The 14,397-nt window shown below is 71.2% G+C and carries 15 protein-coding genes; 6 read left to right on the top strand and 9 right to left on the bottom strand.

Annotation, left to right across the window (positions count from 1 at the left end):
- Positions 1-3 precede the first annotated feature (3 nt).
- Genes QF035_RS07015 through QF035_RS07005 form a run of 3 tightly spaced genes read left to right on the top strand, consistent with a single transcriptional unit; the run spans position 4 to position 3,244 of the window.
- Positions 4-882, top strand: coding sequence for an alpha/beta fold hydrolase (locus tag QF035_RS07015; protein WP_307519009.1), 879 nt, complete (start codon positions 4-6; stop codon positions 880-882).
- Entirely contained in the window at positions 879-2,105 is a 1,227-nt protein-coding gene (locus tag QF035_RS07010; protein ID WP_307519008.1) for a glycosyltransferase, read from the top strand. The genes QF035_RS07015 and QF035_RS07010 overlap by 4 nt, the downstream gene beginning before the upstream one ends.
- Complete coding sequence (locus tag QF035_RS07005; protein ID WP_307519007.1) at positions 2,102-3,244, top strand: class I SAM-dependent methyltransferase; 1,143 nt, start codon at positions 2,102-2,104, stop codon at positions 3,242-3,244. Before QF035_RS07010 ends, QF035_RS07005 begins: the two co-directional genes overlap by 4 nt.
- 45 nt (positions 3,245-3,289) lie before the next feature.
- Here QF035_RS07005 and QF035_RS07000 read toward each other — a convergent pair whose 3' ends face one another.
- The 3 genes from QF035_RS07000 to QF035_RS06990 all read right to left on the bottom strand — a co-directional run bounded on the left by QF035_RS07000 (position 3,290) and on the right by QF035_RS06990 (position 5,131).
- Positions 3,290-3,799 carry a mycothiol transferase gene (locus tag QF035_RS07000; protein ID WP_307519005.1) on the bottom strand — a complete coding sequence of 170 codons (510 nt, stop codon included), beginning with the start codon at positions 3,797-3,799 and terminating at the stop codon, positions 3,290-3,292.
- Between the two features lie 88 nt (positions 3,800-3,887).
- Positions 3,888-4,298 carry a Zn-ribbon domain-containing OB-fold protein gene (locus QF035_RS06995; protein WP_373466930.1) on the bottom strand — a complete coding sequence of 137 codons (411 nt, stop codon included), beginning with the start codon at positions 4,296-4,298 and terminating at the stop codon, positions 3,888-3,890.
- Positions 4,299-4,405: 107 nt separating this feature from the next.
- Complete coding sequence (locus QF035_RS06990; RefSeq protein WP_307530931.1) at positions 4,406-5,131, bottom strand: TetR family transcriptional regulator; 726 nt, start codon at positions 5,129-5,131, stop codon at positions 4,406-4,408.
- A 222-nt stretch (positions 5,132-5,353) separates the two neighbouring features.
- On the opposite strand from QF035_RS06990, the gene QF035_RS06985 reads away from it, so the two are divergent.
- Positions 5,354-6,397 carry a hypothetical protein gene (locus tag QF035_RS06985; protein WP_307519002.1) on the top strand — a complete coding sequence of 348 codons (1,044 nt, stop codon included), beginning with the start codon at positions 5,354-5,356 and terminating at the stop codon, positions 6,395-6,397.
- Positions 6,398-6,427: 30 nt separating this feature from the next.
- On the opposite strand, the gene QF035_RS06980 is transcribed toward QF035_RS06985, so the two are convergent.
- The 3 genes from QF035_RS06980 to QF035_RS06970 form a co-directional block, all read right to left on the bottom strand.
- Entirely contained in the window at positions 6,428-7,564 is a 1,137-nt protein-coding gene (locus tag QF035_RS06980) for a hypothetical protein (RefSeq protein ID WP_307519001.1), read from the bottom strand.
- 163 nt (positions 7,565-7,727) lie between these two features.
- Positions 7,728-8,117, bottom strand: coding sequence for a hypothetical protein (locus QF035_RS06975; protein WP_307519000.1), 390 nt, complete (start codon positions 8,115-8,117; stop codon positions 7,728-7,730).
- A gap of 282 nt (positions 8,118-8,399) precedes the next feature.
- On the bottom strand, positions 8,400-9,332 hold the full coding sequence (locus QF035_RS06970) for a MurR/RpiR family transcriptional regulator (RefSeq protein WP_269649976.1): 933 nt from the start codon (positions 9,330-9,332) through the stop codon (positions 8,400-8,402).
- Between the two features lie 274 nt (positions 9,333-9,606).
- Here QF035_RS06970 and QF035_RS06965 point away from each other — a divergent pair, with 274 nt between their 5' ends.
- Complete coding sequence (locus tag QF035_RS06965) at positions 9,607-10,320, top strand: ribonuclease H family protein (protein ID WP_307518999.1); 714 nt, start codon at positions 9,607-9,609, stop codon at positions 10,318-10,320.
- A 99-nt stretch (positions 10,321-10,419) separates the two neighbouring features.
- A complete protein-coding gene (locus QF035_RS06960) occupies positions 10,420-10,614 on the top strand; it encodes an antitoxin (protein WP_143641087.1) in 195 nt (64 codons plus the stop codon).
- A gap of 108 nt (positions 10,615-10,722) precedes the next feature.
- Here the strand turns inward: QF035_RS06960 and QF035_RS06955 are convergent, their stop codons facing one another.
- From QF035_RS06955 to QF035_RS06945, 3 genes are all read right to left on the bottom strand, one after another.
- Entirely contained in the window at positions 10,723-11,619 is an 897-nt protein-coding gene (locus QF035_RS06955) for a hypothetical protein (protein ID WP_307518998.1), read from the bottom strand.
- 156 nt (positions 11,620-11,775) lie between these two features.
- Positions 11,776-13,113, bottom strand: a complete 1,338-nt coding sequence (locus QF035_RS06950) for an alpha/beta hydrolase family protein (protein WP_307530928.1) — start codon at positions 13,111-13,113, stop codon at positions 11,776-11,778.
- Between the two features lie 336 nt (positions 13,114-13,449).
- The gene (locus QF035_RS06945) at positions 13,450-14,328 is read right to left on the bottom strand and encodes a poly(ethylene terephthalate) hydrolase family protein (RefSeq protein WP_307518997.1); all 879 of its coding nucleotides are present in this window, start codon (positions 14,326-14,328) and stop codon (positions 13,450-13,452) included.
- Positions 14,329-14,397 lie beyond the last annotated feature (69 nt).

Below are 14,397 nucleotides of genomic sequence, written 5' to 3'. Positions count from 1 at the left end.
GCCATGGCTATGGTCGACACCGGCGACGTCCGGCTGCATGTCCAGCGGATGTCCCCCAAGGGAGGACGTCCCGTCACCGCGACCGCGGTGCTCGTCCACGGTCTGCTCACCGACAGCCTGGCCAGCTACTACTTCACCCTGGCACCGGTGTTCGCGGTGTCCGGCATCGACGTGATCATGTACGACCTGCGCGGCCACGGCCGCAGCGAGCGCCCGGAGAGCGGCTACCGCCTCGACGACCATCTCGACGACCTGGAGGCACTGCTCGACCGGCTGGAGGTGACTGGACCGGTCCAACTGGTCGGCAACTCCTTCGGCGGGTCCGTCGCCTTCGGCTACGCCGCCCGCCATCCGGAGCGGGCGGCCGGCGTCTCCCTGATCGAGTCGGAGCCGGCGACCGCGGGTTGGGCGGCGACCATGGACGGGGTGCTGCAGCAGGTGCTGACCGAGCTGGCGCACAACGAGGCCGCCGCGCTGGCCTGGATCACCGCCAATCGCAGCCAGAACACCGCCCGCCTGGCGAAGGGCGCGGCCCGCCTGGCCCGCGAGACCACCCTCGTCCGGGACATTCCGGTCAGCAAGGTGCTGACCGAGGACCAGATCCGGTCCGTACGCTGCCCGGTTCTCGCCCTCTACGGTGGCGAGTCGGCCCTCGTCGAGCGGGCACCGTGGCTGGAGTCCCTGTTGCCCGACTGCCGGACCGTAGTGGTGCCGGGGCACGAGCACTCCGTGCTCGTCGAGGCGCCGGGTACGGTCGGCGACCACATCCTCTCCATGATCGGCGAGGGGACGGGCGAGCAGGGCGTGGCGGAGCGGGGCGTTGCGGACCGAGGAGTGACGGAGCGGGGCGTGGCCGAGTTCGCGAGGGTCGAGGGCCGGTGAGCGGGTTCCTGTTCGTCGTGCCGCCTCTGGTCGGCCACATCAACCCGACGGTGGGCGTGGCGACGGAACTGACCGCGCGGGGACACCGGGTGGCCTGGGCCTCCGCGGATCCGGGGCTCGTCCGGCGGCTCGCGGGGGACGAGGCAGTGGTGTTCCCGTGCGCGGGACCGGTCCTGACAGGGGAAGACGGAGTGCGGCCGGCGGACCTTCGGGGTCCGGAGGCGCTGAAGTTCCTGTGGGAACGGTTCCTGGTGCCGCTGGCCGAGGCGATGGCCCCCGGAGTGCGGGCGGCCATCGGGGAGTTCGGCCCCGATGTCGTCGTCGCCGATCAACAGGCCTTCGCCGGAGGGGTGGTCGCCGAGCGGCTGCGTGTGCCGTGGGCCACCTCGTCCACCACCTCCGCCGAATTCACCTTCGCCGACGCGCTGACGGGTATGCCCAAGGTCGCGGACTGGCTCGACAGGCTGCTCCACGATCTGCGCGGCCGTATCGGTGATCCGTCGGGCACGGCCGATCCACGGTTCTCCCCGCATCTGGTGCTCGCGTTCAGCACGCCGGAGTTGGTCGGCGCAGGCGCAGGCGCAGGGTCGGGGGCCGGGGTCGGTGACCGGATCCGCTGGGTCGGCCCCTCGATGGCGCCTCGGCCCGCCGCGGCCGACTTCCCCTGGACCTGGCTCGACCCCGCCCGTGCCACGGTGCTCGTGACCCTCGGCACCGCCAACACCGATGTCGGGGCCCGCTTCCTCGCCGAGTGCCGCGACGCCCTGCGCTGCCGTGCGGACCGGGTGCAGGCGGTGATCGTCGATCCCGCGAACGTGCTCGGCGTACCCCCGGACCTGGACGACAAGGACGTACTGATCCGGTCCTCGGTCCCTCAACTCCCGCTCCTCGAACGGGTCGACGCGGTCGTCTGCCACGCGGGGCACAACACCGTGTGTGAGGCGCTGTGGCACGGCGTCCCTCTCGTGGTGGCCCCCATCCGTGACGATCAGCCCGTCGTGGCCGGGCAGGTCGTCGACGCGGGCGCCGGCATCCGGGTCAGGTTCGGCCGGGTCACCGCGCCCAAGCTCGGCGCGGCGATCGACGCCGTACTCCACGAACCCGGCCACCGCACCGCCGCCGAGCGGATCCGTACCGCGTTCCGTGCCGCGGGTGGTGCCGGCGCGGCAGCAATTCACCTCGAAGAACTGGCCGGCGCCACGCCCTCCAAGGAGGCCCCATGAGCGACGCAGAGCACGAACCACAAGGGGCGGACGGCGAGCCGACGCCGAGTCGCACCGATCAGGTCACGGACAGCGAGCCGACGCCGAGTCGTGCCGAACAAGTCGCCGCGCTGCGCCCCGGCTACCAGGCCGACCTGGCGCGCGGCCTTGACCGCTTCTTCGAACCCCGGCGCTCCGACTGCCCCTGGTGCGGCTCGGCGCGGCTGAGGACGCGGCTGCGCACCACCGACCTGCTCCAGCACAAGCCGGGCCACTTCGTCCTCGACCGCTGCCAGGACTGCCGGCACACCTTCCAGAACCCCCGACTGAGCGCCGAGGGGCTGGAGTTCTACTACCGCGACTTCTACGACGGCCTGGGGGAGAAGCAGCTCGGCAACACCTTCGGGGGCCGGACCGCGATGTACCGGCAGCGAGCGGAGTCCCTGCTGCCGTTCGCCGCGACGCCCAAGAACTGGCTGGACGTCGGCACCGGCCACGGCCACTTCTGCGAGTCGGCGCGGACCGTCCACCCCGGCACGACCTTCGACGGGCTCGACTTCACCGACGGCGCCGAACTCGCCGAGCGCGCCGGACGGGTGGAGCGGGGCTACCGCGGCAGCTTTCCCGAGCTGGCCCCGGAACTCGCCGGCCACTACGACGTGGTGAGCATGTTCCACTACCTGGAGCACAGCACGGAGCCCGGCCGTGAACTGGAGGCCGCGCACCGGGCGATACGCCCCGGCGGCCATCTGCTCATCGAGGTCCCCGACCCCGACAGCCGCTACGCACGTCTCCTCGGCCGCTGGTGGCTGCCTTGGCTCCAGCCTCAGCACCTGCACCTCGTCCCGGCCGAGAACCTGCGGCGCAGACTGACCGGCCTCGGCTTCACGGTGGTGGCGGAACAGCACGCCGAACCGCATGATCCGGTCGACCTCCTGGCCGGTACGTGGCTGGCCATCGACGCGGCCGCGCCACGCGAGGACCTGCCGTGGCTGCCGAAACCGCCGAACCGCCGGCAGCGGACGCTGCGCACCACGATGGCGATCGCCGGGGTGCCCTTCCTGATCCTGGCCACCCTGCTGGACCGGTTCGTGGTCAAACGCCTGTCGCACCGGCTGGGTCTGTCCAACGCCTATCGGCTCCTGGCGCGCCGCGACTGACGTGACTGAAGGGCGGTGCCAACGGTGCTCACGGCACGGCCGCCCTCAACGGCCCTCCAGGATCCCCCGTGCGAACGCCGCCTGGCCCACGTGCTGCAGGTCGTCCGAGAGGACGCTGACGAGCCGGGCGCCCAGGGTGACGGGCGGGGACCAGTTCGCGTCGACGATCCGGTCCAGGTCGTCGGCGCGCAGGTCGCGCAGGGCGGCCAGCGTCTGCTCGTGGACGGCGTCGTAGTAGCCGAGCAGCAGGTCGCCCGAGTCGACCTGGACCTTGGCGACCTGGCGCGGGGTGTGGCCGTAGCCCGTGTCCCGGCCGGGCAGGCCCAGCGCGAAGCGGTCCGGCCAGTCCTGCGACAGCCAGACCTGTTTCAGGCCGAAGGCGTCGGCGACGTGGTCGTCCTGGACACGGGTGAGATGCCAGACCAGCCAGCTGATCGAGTTGGTCCCGTCGTCGATGCGGGCGTTGAGGTCGCCGGGGGAGAGGCCGTCGACGGCGGCATGGACCTCTTCCCGGATGCGGCCGTGCGCGTCGACGAGAATGTCCTTGGCGTGCATGGGCTCCTCCACGCTCTCCGCGGGTTCCTGTCCCTGCCCAGTGTCCCCCGCGGACCCGCCGCGCGCGTCGCGCCGGTGGGAGAGCCGGTCAGTGCCAGCCGGTGTACGGCTCCTCGACGAGCTTGAAGACCGGTTCGCGGCGGACCGGGTCCAACGCCGTGGTGAGCTGGACGCGGTCGCCGGTACGGATCGCTATGAGCGGTCCCGTGACCCGGCCCCGGACGGTGAAACCCTCCGCCATCTCGACGAGCGACACATTGCGCGCGCCGGGAGTGTTGCGCTGGACGACGGTGGCGTGGCGGATGACTCCCAGGCCCGCGCTGCGTTCCGTGCGCAGGTCACTGCCCTGGCAGACCGGGCAGAGCAGCCGGTGGAACATGGCGGTCCCGCACCAGCGACAACGCTGGTAGAGGAGCCCTTCCTCGGCGGCCGGGCCGCTGGTCGTCGTCTCCGGGTCGAGTACGCCCGTCGTGGTCCCGCTTCCTCGGTGGAACACGATGTCATCTCCCTGCGCTGGGCCGGAATCTGAGAAAGTGCGCGGAGCGCCGTGCACGAGCTCAGAATATGGCACGCAGTGTCACGCGTAAAGGCACTCAGTACCCTCAATCATTCGGGATCTCGACCAAGAGCCGTCTCGACCTCCTGGACGACCCGCCACATCGGCGCGCCGCGCCTGGAGATGACGACGACCACGTCGTCGTCCGCGGCCTCCTTCGCCGGTTTGTCGGTCGGCCGCTGTACCGGTCCGACGGGGTCGGGCTCCGAACCGAAGACCCGCTGGACGTGGGCGAGCGCGTGGTCCACCTCCGCGGTCGCGTCGCTCTGGCCGTCCGAACGCAGCCAGGACCGCAGCCCGTTGTTGTGCGCGGCGACCACGGCCGCGGCGATCACGTCGGCCCGCAGCGTCCCGTCCCGACGACCGGCGAAGCGCCCGCGCAGATACTCGGCGAGCGCGCGCTCGTACCGCCAGACCACCGAGAGTTCGTACGTCCGCAGTCCCGGGACCTTCTTGGTCAGGTGGTAGCGCTGGACGGAGAACGTCGGGTTCTCGGCGTACATGCGCAGTACGACGCGAGCGGCGTCGCAGACCCGGGCCACCGGGTCGTCCGCGTCCCCGCCGTCGTTGCTGCCGTTGTCCTTGCCGAGGAAGTCGTTCATCTCGGCCAGGCAGCGCTCGTGGTCCGGGAAGACCACGTCCTCCTTGGACGGGAAGTACCGGAAGAAGGACCGCCGTCCGACCCCCGCGAGAGCCACGATCTCGTCGACGGTGGTCTGCTCGTACCCCCGCTCCAGGAACAGCTGGAACGCCGCCGCGACGAGGGAGTCCCGCATCGGCGGCTTCGGAGGTGTCACATCGGCCGCCTGGTCAGGGCGGGGTGCCTCGCTCATGGTGGGGAACCTAGCACCGGACGAGGGTCGTATGGCACTCAGTGTGCTCCGATCAGGGAACTGAGTGCCATGCCCGGCCGGGACCGGGTGCGGGCCGGTCCGAGGCGCCGAGTAGGGTCCTGGCCTGTGCCCGGCCGTGAGGCCGGAGCGAACGCTGGTGCGCGTGTGACGGGGGTCGGAACGGTGCGGCGCTGGATCAAGGTGTCGGTGGCGGCTGCGGTGGTGCTGGGTATCGGCGGGTACGTGGCCGAGCCGTACGCACAGGACCGGATGCTGGCCGGCAGCGCGTGCGGCGGGGCACTGCCCCGGGACGTCGTGGACCGGCTCACCCCGGACGACGCACACCTCGAGAGCGAGGAGTCCCGGCAGACCGGCGCGCTGGGCTCGTACGGCTGCGACCTCACCATGAAGGGCGATGAGGTCAACGACTCACGCCTCATCAGCATGGAGGCGTACACCCGGCGCGACGACCAGGACCGGGAGTTCTTCCGGGCCTTTCCCGAGGAGGGGTACTCCTCGCAGTCCGCGGTGCCCGAGGGGCTGCCCGGGTTCATCGACCGCCTCGGCGTGATCCAGCTCCTGATGCCCTGCCCGGACCTCCCGAAGGACGCCGAAGGGCGGCAGGGCAAGCTCCTGGTACGCACCTGGATGGGCCGCGACACGCTGTACGGGGTGCCGGGAGCCGCGTACCAGGCGGTCGTCGCGCTCGCCAACTCGGCCTCGGACCGGCTGGGTTGCGGTGCCGAGCCGCTCAAGGCACCGAAGGGCAACGCGGTGCCGCCCGCCCTCGGGGACGAGCCCAAGGGCGTGCCGCTGACCCGGGCCGAGGGCACCGGCTGCGAGTGGGTGACCAGGGCGGGCCTGCCGGAGAGCGGCGACTGGCGCGTCGAGGCGGGCATGAACGACTCCGCGCCGACGGGACAGTGCGACCTGAGCAGCGAGTCGGGCGACAGCGGGAACGACAAGGGGATGTACTTCGTCGCCTGGTACGGCGACTGGAGCAACCGCCTCGTCTTCGAGGACAGCAACGGCGAGTTCCTGTCGACGACGGCCACCGCCCGCTGCGACGGCGAGGCCGCCAACTTCGCCCTCAGCGCCTCCGACGACATCCCCGGCGTCGACAAGGCCGCAGAGCGGCGCATGTTCAAGCAGTTCGCGCAGGACCAGGTGGACCGCCGCGACTGCTCCGGGCTCCGGTTCCGCTTCTGACCGCTGGTGGCTCCGCCCGCCAGTGGTCCGCTAGTAGATCGTCATCCACAGCGCCCGTACGTACCAGTTGTCCACCAACTGCCGCATCGTGGCGGCGCGTTCGGCGGACACCTTCCGGTCCTGGGCCCATCCTTCGAGGACCGTGAACAGCTGGTGGCGGCCGTCCATCAGGTCGCCGCGCACCGGACCGGCGGCCTTGCGGTCCGCGATGTCACCCATCGGCGGGCGGTCGTCGAGCTGCCGGGACGCGGGGCGGAACGTGCCGCGCGTGTGCTCGCGCACCGCCTTGTCGAAGGCGGCGAGGTCGGGGATCGTCCCGTTCCTGACGTACGCGGCGCGGTACTTCATGAGGTTGCCGATGCGGCCCGACATGTCCTGGATGTCGTTGTCGGGCCAGTCCTGCGGGGTCGACTCGAAGCGCTTGTCGGTCGAGGGGCGGAAGTCGGGGTCGCCCCCCGAGCCGGTCAGCCGCTCCAGGTAGTACGCGAAATAGGCGCGCTCGGCGTCGTAGAGGATCGCGAACGCCTCGGGATCCTTGGCGAGTTCGGCGACGAGGTACTCGATGTTCGCGTCGGCGTCCGCGTAGCTGTCGCTGTGCTCGAAGACCACGTGCGCCTCACCCGCCGCCAGGAAGCGCCCGTACCGGGAGTAGCCGTCCGAGTCGAGCTGGGCCTCCTCGGCGCGCACCGCCGGGCGGTTCGCGTCGTCGTCGCTGATCGAGTCGTCGCGCCCCGAGTCCACCACGTACTCGGCCAGCATCCGCGCCACGCCCGGGGCGAGGCCATCGGGGATCTCCGCGTTGTGGAGGACGGCCGCCACCGCGTACGCGCCGCGTGCCTGCGCCAGGGTGTGCGGTGTGCCGGAACTCTTCGCACGGGTCGCCGTGTTCACGATCTCGCCGAGTACGCGGGCGCCGTCGTCGCACACCTTCTCGTGTGCCAGCAGCTTCCTGACCGAGCCGAGCCGTTCGAGGTCCTCGCCGGGATCCAGTGCCCTCGTGGCGGCCGTCGCGTCGTCGGCGAGCGCCCGCTTCGAGGCGGGCAGTCGCCAACAGGGCTTGTCGTGCCCGGAGTCGGCGAGCGCGAGCGGAAGGGAGACCCCGGCGGCGAGAACGACCACCGCTCCGCCGACGACGGCCCGGCGACGCTTCCGCGGTTGCCCCCGCAACGAGACGTGCCTTGTCAACGATCCGAATCGGCCCCGAGGTTCGACGGACGTCTCCTCGTCGCCCCCGTCAACGCCACTGTCGCTCCCGCTTCCCCCATCACGCATCCCGGCAGACTAGCGAGCGTCCGCGGTCGCGAACGCGCCGGGTCCGCGGGTGCCCGGGTCAGTGGCCGTGCCGCGTGTTGTGGCTCTCCACCAGGGCCTGCGAGACGACGCGGACACCCCGGGCGATGTGGTTCAACTGCGTGAGCTCGGCCGCGTACAGCTTGATCGTGTTCTCGATGACGGACTCCGGCATCCCCAGGGCGGGCAGCTCGGCCCGGGCGCTGTGCAGCGCGGTGCGCACGACCCGGATCTCCTGCTGGAGCTGGATCTGCGCGTGACGGGCGAGCAGCACGGGCTGACGGATCAGCAGCGGATAGCTGGAGTAGCGGGAGGGCACCAGGTCGCGCAGCCACTTGGCGGCCGATCGTTCCCAGTCCCGGTTGCCGGGCGTCTTGACCTGACACGGCCAATCCGTGCTGATGGGGGAGTACGTCAGGGACATGGGCATCGCTTCCGAGGTGGCCGGCGGGTGGTGAGGGTCGTTCTTGGCGGCCCCGGTCTAGGGGATGGACCGGGGCCGCCACGGGCGTGCGCGAGCGGTGCCCGTTCAGTGCACCCGGGGCCGATACGAGAAGGGAGCGTCGTTCCCGGGCCGACCGGGACCCCACCGGATCCCGATCAGCGAGAAGTATTCATATATACCGTCCGGTACGCAAGGGTATGAAAAAATTCATGTGAAGGTACGGCTGAATCGCCCCTTGCGGACACCGGTCACCACATGCCGGAGAGGTCAGTCCTTGACGAAGAACGCGTGCTCGTCCGCGACCTGTTCGTAGTCCTCCAGGCGGGCCTGCGTACGCTCGGGATCGGCGTCGGTCATGGCCTGGAGCAGGGCCGCGGACAGCACCACGGGCGCCGCGTACGAGTCGAAGACGAGGCGTGAGCCGGTGCCGGTGGCGAAGACGACGTCGGCCTCGTCGGCCAGCGGCCCGAGCCCCAGGTCGGTGACCAGGGCGACGCTCAGCCCGGCCCGCCGGGCGACCCGCATGGCCGTCAGCGTCTCGTGCGCGTGCCGGGGCATGGTGAAGGCCAGCACCCAGGTGCCGCCCGCCTCGCGCGACTGGAGCAGGGCGTCGTACGCGACGCTGCCGCCTCGCGTGACCAGCCGCACGTCCGGGTGGATACGACGGGCGGCGTATGCGAAGTATTCGGCCAGCGAGCCGGAGATCCGCAGCCCGAGGATGGTGAGGGGAGTCGACTGCGACAGCGCGCGGCCGGTCTCGATGACCTGTTCCGGGTCCGCGAAGTCGCGGCGCAGGTTCTCCAGGTTGTCGATCTCGGCGTCCACGGCCGCCTGCAGTTCGTTCGGCCGGGCCGCCTCCGCCTCCTCGGCGGCCTCGGGCGTGCTGGCCAGCTTGCTGAGCGCGATCGACTGGAGGCGCTCGCGCAGCGCGGGATAGCCGCTGAAGCCCACCGCCGTCGCGAAGCGGGTCACCGAGGGCTGGCTCACGCCCACCCGCTCGGCGAGGTCCGTGATCGACAGGAACGCGGCTTCGGTGATGTGCTCGATCAGGTACTGGGCGATGCGGCGCTGCCCGGGAGAGAGCCGGGGGCCGTCGAAAAGTGCCCGCAGCCGTGTGGTGGGAGCGGCCTCCGCCTCCGGGACCGGTTTCCCCGAACTGATGGCAGACGCCTGCGCGCGGGCCTGCTGCGGCGATGGCACCGATGCGCCTCCTTCGTGTCCCACTGGGGTTCAACATAGCTCACAGGAAGGAGGGTCCGGCGGACAGTTGCGCGTGGTCAGAGGGCCACCGTCCGGACGGTTTTCCGGGGTGTGCCGCGCGGTACTCGCCACGGTCCACTGTTACGCAGGGTCGAGCCCCGACTTCCAGGGGCGCGAGGCGGTGACGTTGTGCGGCTCCGCCGCGTGGGCGCGGTCGGCCACGACGCACCCGCACCGGATCACCCACCGTCCCGGAGCTACCCCGACCCCTGGCATGATCGAGCCCATGGGTGAACGCGTAATCGCCGCATGCGACGGTGCTTCGAAGGGCAATCCGGGTCCCGCCGGCTGGGCCTGGGTCATCGGCGACGGGACCGGCACAACTCCTACCGAGTGGGAGGCAGGACCGCTCGGCACGGCGACCAACAACGTTGCCGAACTGACCGCGCTGGAGCGGCTGTTGACCTTCGTGGCGCCGGATGTGCCGCTGGAGATCCGGATGGACTCCCAGTACGCCATGAAGGCCGTCACGACCTGGCTCCCGGGCTGGAAGCGCAAGGGCTGGAAGACGGCGGCGGGCAAGCCGGTGGCCAACCAGGAACTCGTCGTACGGATCGACGAACTGCTCGACGGCCGCTCGGTCGAGTTCCGGTACGTGCCCGCGCACCAGGTCGACGGCGACCCGCTCAACGACTTCGCGGACCGGGCCGCGAGCCAGGCGGCCTTCGTCCAGGAACCGGCGGGCAGCGAGCACGGCTCTCCGGAACCGCCGAAGTCGCCCGCGGCCAAGAAGACGGCCAAGAGCGCGGGGCCGCCGCGCAAGCGTGCCTCGTCCTCCGCCGCCTCGTCGGCCTCGTCGTCGTCCTCGCGCACGCTCAAGGCCAAGTTCCCCGGCCGCTGCCGCTGCGGCCGCTCGTACATCGCGGGCGAGACCATCGCGAAGAACGCCGACGGCTGGGGCCACCCGGAGTGCCGCACCGAGGCCTAGGACCGGGCCCCTGACCGGCGGGTTTCCCGCCCGGATGCGAAATCCGCCACCTGCGGTGACCCTGGAGGCGTGGGGGTGAACTGATCAGGAGGATGACTCATGTCCGTAATGGACAAGATCAAGGGCATGCTGAAGGGCCACCCGGACCAGGCCAACAAGGGTGTCGACAAGGCCGGAGACTTCGTCGACGACAAGACCCAGAGCAAGTACAGCGGTCAGGTCGACGGCGCCCAGGACAGGCTCAAGGACCAGTTCGGTTCGAACCCGGACCAGGACCGGCCGCCGCAGTCCTGACACCGTCACACCGCGATCGCGCACCGGCGGCGAGGGCCTGCCTCGCCCCCGCCACGGGCCGGTCCCCCTCGTGGGGGCCGGCCCCGTGGTGTTCGTCCTGCCAAGTGGTCAGCGCCCGCGGGCACTTGACGGCGGGCAGGTGACCGTCGGGCCGGCGAGCATGCCTCCGGTGTAGAGGCTCTGGCCCCGGGGCATCCAGTACCCCAGCTTGGACACGACCGTCGTGCAGGTGTCCGTGAGCCGGGCCCGGACGACCACCGTGGAGGGCCTGCCCGGCTGGAGGTCGGTGAGGGCGCAGTCCAGGGCGTACATGCTGCGGGCGCTCGACGGATAGCGGCCGACGAGCGGATTGACGCAGCGCGGGTCGGCCGTCGTCAGCTCCACCCCCGAGGTCTCCTCGCCGATGAGCCCGAAACGGGCGCTTCCGTCCCCCTCGTCGCTGTCGCGGGAGACGGTGTACGTCACCGTCGTGGTCGTGTTCGGCCGCAGTGTGTGCCGGTCGGCCTCGATGCGATGGGTGACGACGGGCTTCGGGTCGGTGAGGGTCAGGGTGGCGCGGACCGTGCCCCGCAGATCGACACCGGCGGGCGACGAGCGGACATGGACGGTGCCGCTGACCTCGTACGTGCCCGGGCCGGGGTTCTCCCTGCCGCCCGGAAGCGGGCCGGTGGCGACCGTCCTGCCGTCGCGCCGCAGGGTCCAGGTGCCGGACGTCCGGCAGGTGTACCGGACGGAGGATCCGGCCCGCCCGCAGGTGGCCGGTGCCGACAGGGACGTACCGGCACCCCCGCCGCTCGCGCACAGGCTGACGGAGGCCCGTTGCCCGCTGTCGCCCTTCAGGGTGCCCGCGGGGGCGCAGAGCATGGCCGGCGGGGGCGGCTCGGGTGCCAGGGTCGTGTGTGCGGCTCCCGCCGGCCGGCCCATGGCGGTCCAGCCCGCTGCGGCCAGAACTGCCGCCGCGGTCAGCACCAGGGTCGTCCTGCGAGGCATGGGGTGGGGCGGCATCGACTCCTCCTCCGGCTCCGGGGCGCCAACGGCCGGACGTACAACGGTCGTGTGCGCCCAGATGTGGTCGCATGCGGTCGAATGGGGTCGCACGCGTCGAGGAGAGGAAGCGGGAGGCGCCGACGGCCGGGCCGTTCCCACGCCGGGTGGGACGGGTCAGGGCCGGTACGCGTCGCCCGGATGGGCCAGGTCGTAGGGGCGCAGGTACGGAGTGGGACGGTACGCGGTGTAGCGGGCCGGAGTCGTCGGATCGGCCTGCGCCGCCCGTGAGTTGAGGGAGTCTGCCCCCGTGTCGCCCCATCGGCCCGTGTCGACCCGGTGTTCCAGCGTGTCCAGGGCGGCGACCTGTTCGGCGGGGCTGAACGTGCAGTGACCGGCGTTGTCGACGTACGCCTGGCGCAGCAGCGGGCGCGAACCGGCGGCCGTGGCGGCGCGCAGGTAGGCGCTCTCGGTCTGCACGGGGACGAGGGCGTCGCCGGTGGTGTGGATGCTGAGCTGAGGTTTCGTCAGCCGGCCGGTGAACGTGCTGGTCCGGCTCATCCAGTCGACCGCGTTCTTGTCGGCCTTGACGCGCGGGGCGGTGTTGAGCGCCCTGAGATCGGCCTTCAGGGAGCGCCCGGCCGCCTTGTAGAGGCCCTTGACCTCCTTGTACGCCGAGGACGTGCGCAGCAGCTTCGCGTAGTCGACGCCCGTGTTCCAGGACGAGTTGCCGCCCGCCAGCACCTCCGTGTCCTGACGCCAGCTGAACGCCGCGGTCGCGAGCAGGCCCCGGACGGCCGTGTACTGGTTGGCCTGCTGGGCGTTCCAGTCGTCGGGAGCGGGGCGGGGCTGGGAGGGGTCGTTCCAGCCGGGGATGTTGTGCAGGGCCGCTGCGAGGGCGATCCGGGCGCGACCGTCCGCGGAGGTCTGCGCCTCGGTGACGACGCCGGTCAGGGTGGCGGCGGCGGTCGTGGCCGCTGCCTGGTCCTGGAAGCCGGCCAGCGGTATCGAGGCGTCGGGTGCCAGGAGGGTCTTGAGGGCGAAGACCGGATCGAGCGTGTTGTTCCAGTTGGCGACGCCGCCGTGGACCAGCCCGCAGACGGACAGCGATCCGTCGATCCGGTCGCCGTGGCGCTCGGCGATCCTCGTGGTGACGAACCCGCCGTACGACTGACCCCAGGCGAGGGTCCGCCGGGCCGCCCCGAACCGCTCGGTGAACGCGTCGAGCGTCGCCAACTGGTCCGGCACCGCGTGCTCCACCGCCCAGCCCGTGGTGGCGTACGAGGAACCGACCAGCGCGTAGCCGTCCTTGAGGAGGAGCGCGCGGGTGGCCGGGTCGGTGACGTTCTGGGCCGGGTTCGGCGCGCCCTTCGGCCGGAAGCCGTGGCTGAACAGGAGGACGGTGCCGTTCCAGCCCGCGGGGACGTCCATGACGTACGTCGCGCCGGAGGCGAGCGTGCCCTCGACGTGGACGTCCTCCGCGGTGGCGGGGTGAGCCGGGGCCGCGGTCACCATCAACAGGACGGCGACCGAGAGGAGAAGTCGGCGATTCACGAGGGGATCCCTTCGGCGGTGGGGGGCATGACGGCACAACTGAGCCTGGTCTTACGGCGGTTGGCACGACATGTGCACAGCGGGCTTCCTGTGACGGGGCGGGCACAGTGAAGGTAGGCACGTTTGCGGCGGTGGTCAATAATGTGCGCAACATCAGTTCGGGGTGATGCGCGCGCACCGCGGTGCCCGCGTGCGTGACCCACAGGTGCTCGCCGAGGTCCGCCGGGACCTCGGCGAGCACACCTGGGCCGCGCGGTCCGTGTATGGACCGCGCGGCCGTCCCCCTCGGGGCGGGGGCTATCCCGTGGGGCAGGTGTTCCGGTATTCGCTGATCTGTGTGTTGGGCACGGGTGCCGGGCAGAGGAACTGCTCGTACCGCACGTCCTCGTCGACGAACCGCTTCAGCCAGGCGATGCTGTACTTCGCGATCGTCACGTTGGAGCCGAGCGCCACGTTGTGGTCCGCGCCCCGGAGCTCCAGGTACGCCTTCTCCGGTGCGGCGGTGAGGCTGTTGTAGAACACCTCCGCGTGCGAGGCGGGCGAGGCGATGGCGTCGTTCTCGGCGCCGATGATCATCGTGGGCACCCGGTCGGTCTGCCAGGTCTTGTCGTTGCTCCACGGCATGAGCGGCACGGCCGCCTTGAGCGCGGGGCGCGACTCGGACGCCTTGAGCGAGCCGCCACCGCCCATCGAATGACCCATCACCGCAAGGCGGTTGGGGTCGATGCGGGTGCGCACGGAGCTCGACTGGACGAGGTAGTCGAGTGCGTTGAGCATCTGGGTGGCACGGTCGTCGGGCTGGTCGAATCCCGAGTTGGTCTCCAGCGTCAGGACGACGAAGCCCTGCGACGCGAGGCGGGGTCCGTACCAGCTGATCAGTGCCTCGGGCGTCACGAAGCCGGGGCTGACGACGACTGCTCCGAACGTGCCCTGGCTGGTGTCGGTGGGGTAGTAGGCGGTGCCCGACTTGAAGGTCGGGCCGTCGACGGTGGTCTGAGCCGTGGCGAAGGGACCGCGCTCGGCGGTGATGGACTGCTCGGTGGGGTCGGGGCCCCGTTGGAAGTCTCCGGGCCCGGCCTGAGCCTCCTGGGGGAGGAGGCTCAGGCTCACCGCCAGGGCGGCGGCGCCGGAGAGGAGGCCTAGGCGTTTCGCTGCGCGGGTGCTGGCATGTCTCATGCGGCCAGAGCATGCTGACCGAAAGTCAGTACCGCTTCTGGCTCAACTGCTGAATTCCGTACGGAAGTT

The organism is Streptomyces umbrinus, assembly GCF_030817415.1.
GTDB classification, from domain to species: domain Bacteria; phylum Actinomycetota; class Actinomycetes; order Streptomycetales; family Streptomycetaceae; genus Streptomyces; species Streptomyces umbrinus_A.
The sequence above is the reverse complement of the archived record's forward strand: the minus strand, read 5'-3'. Positions and strand labels throughout refer to the sequence as shown.

What these genes read in the sequence shown, in the direction of transcription:
- QF035_RS06960 (WP_143641087.1), top strand. Translation starts at nt 10,420, where the DNA reads ATGTCCGTAATGGACAAGATCAAGGGCATGCTGAAGGGCCACCCGGAC.
- QF035_RS07000 (WP_307519005.1), bottom strand. Translation starts at nt 3,799, where the DNA reads ATGCACGCCAAGGACATTCTCGTCGACGCGCACGGCCGCATCCGGGAA.
- QF035_RS06955 (WP_307518998.1), bottom strand. Translation starts at nt 11,619, where the DNA reads ATGCCGCCCCACCCCATGCCTCGCAGGACGACCCTGGTGCTGACCGCG.
- QF035_RS06945 (WP_307518997.1), bottom strand. Translation starts at nt 14,328, where the DNA reads ATGAGACATGCCAGCACCCGCGCAGCGAAACGCCTAGGCCTCCTCTCC.
- QF035_RS07005 (WP_307519007.1), top strand. Translation starts at nt 2,102, where the DNA reads ATGAGCGACGCAGAGCACGAACCACAAGGGGCGGACGGCGAGCCGACG.
- QF035_RS06965 (WP_307518999.1), top strand. Translation starts at nt 9,607, where the DNA reads ATGATCGAGCCCATGGGTGAACGCGTAATCGCCGCATGCGACGGTGCT.
- QF035_RS06990 (WP_307530931.1), bottom strand. Translation starts at nt 5,131, where the DNA reads ATGCGGGACTCCCTCGTCGCGGCGGCGTTCCAGCTGTTCCTGGAGCGG.
- QF035_RS06975 (WP_307519000.1), bottom strand. Translation starts at nt 8,117, where the DNA reads ATGCCCATGTCCCTGACGTACTCCCCCATCAGCACGGATTGGCCGTGT.
- QF035_RS06950 (WP_307530928.1), bottom strand. Translation starts at nt 13,113, where the DNA reads ATGGTGACCGCGGCCCCGGCTCACCCCGCCACCGCGGAGGACGTCCAC.
- QF035_RS07015 (WP_307519009.1), top strand. Translation starts at nt 4, where the DNA reads ATGGCTATGGTCGACACCGGCGACGTCCGGCTGCATGTCCAGCGGATG.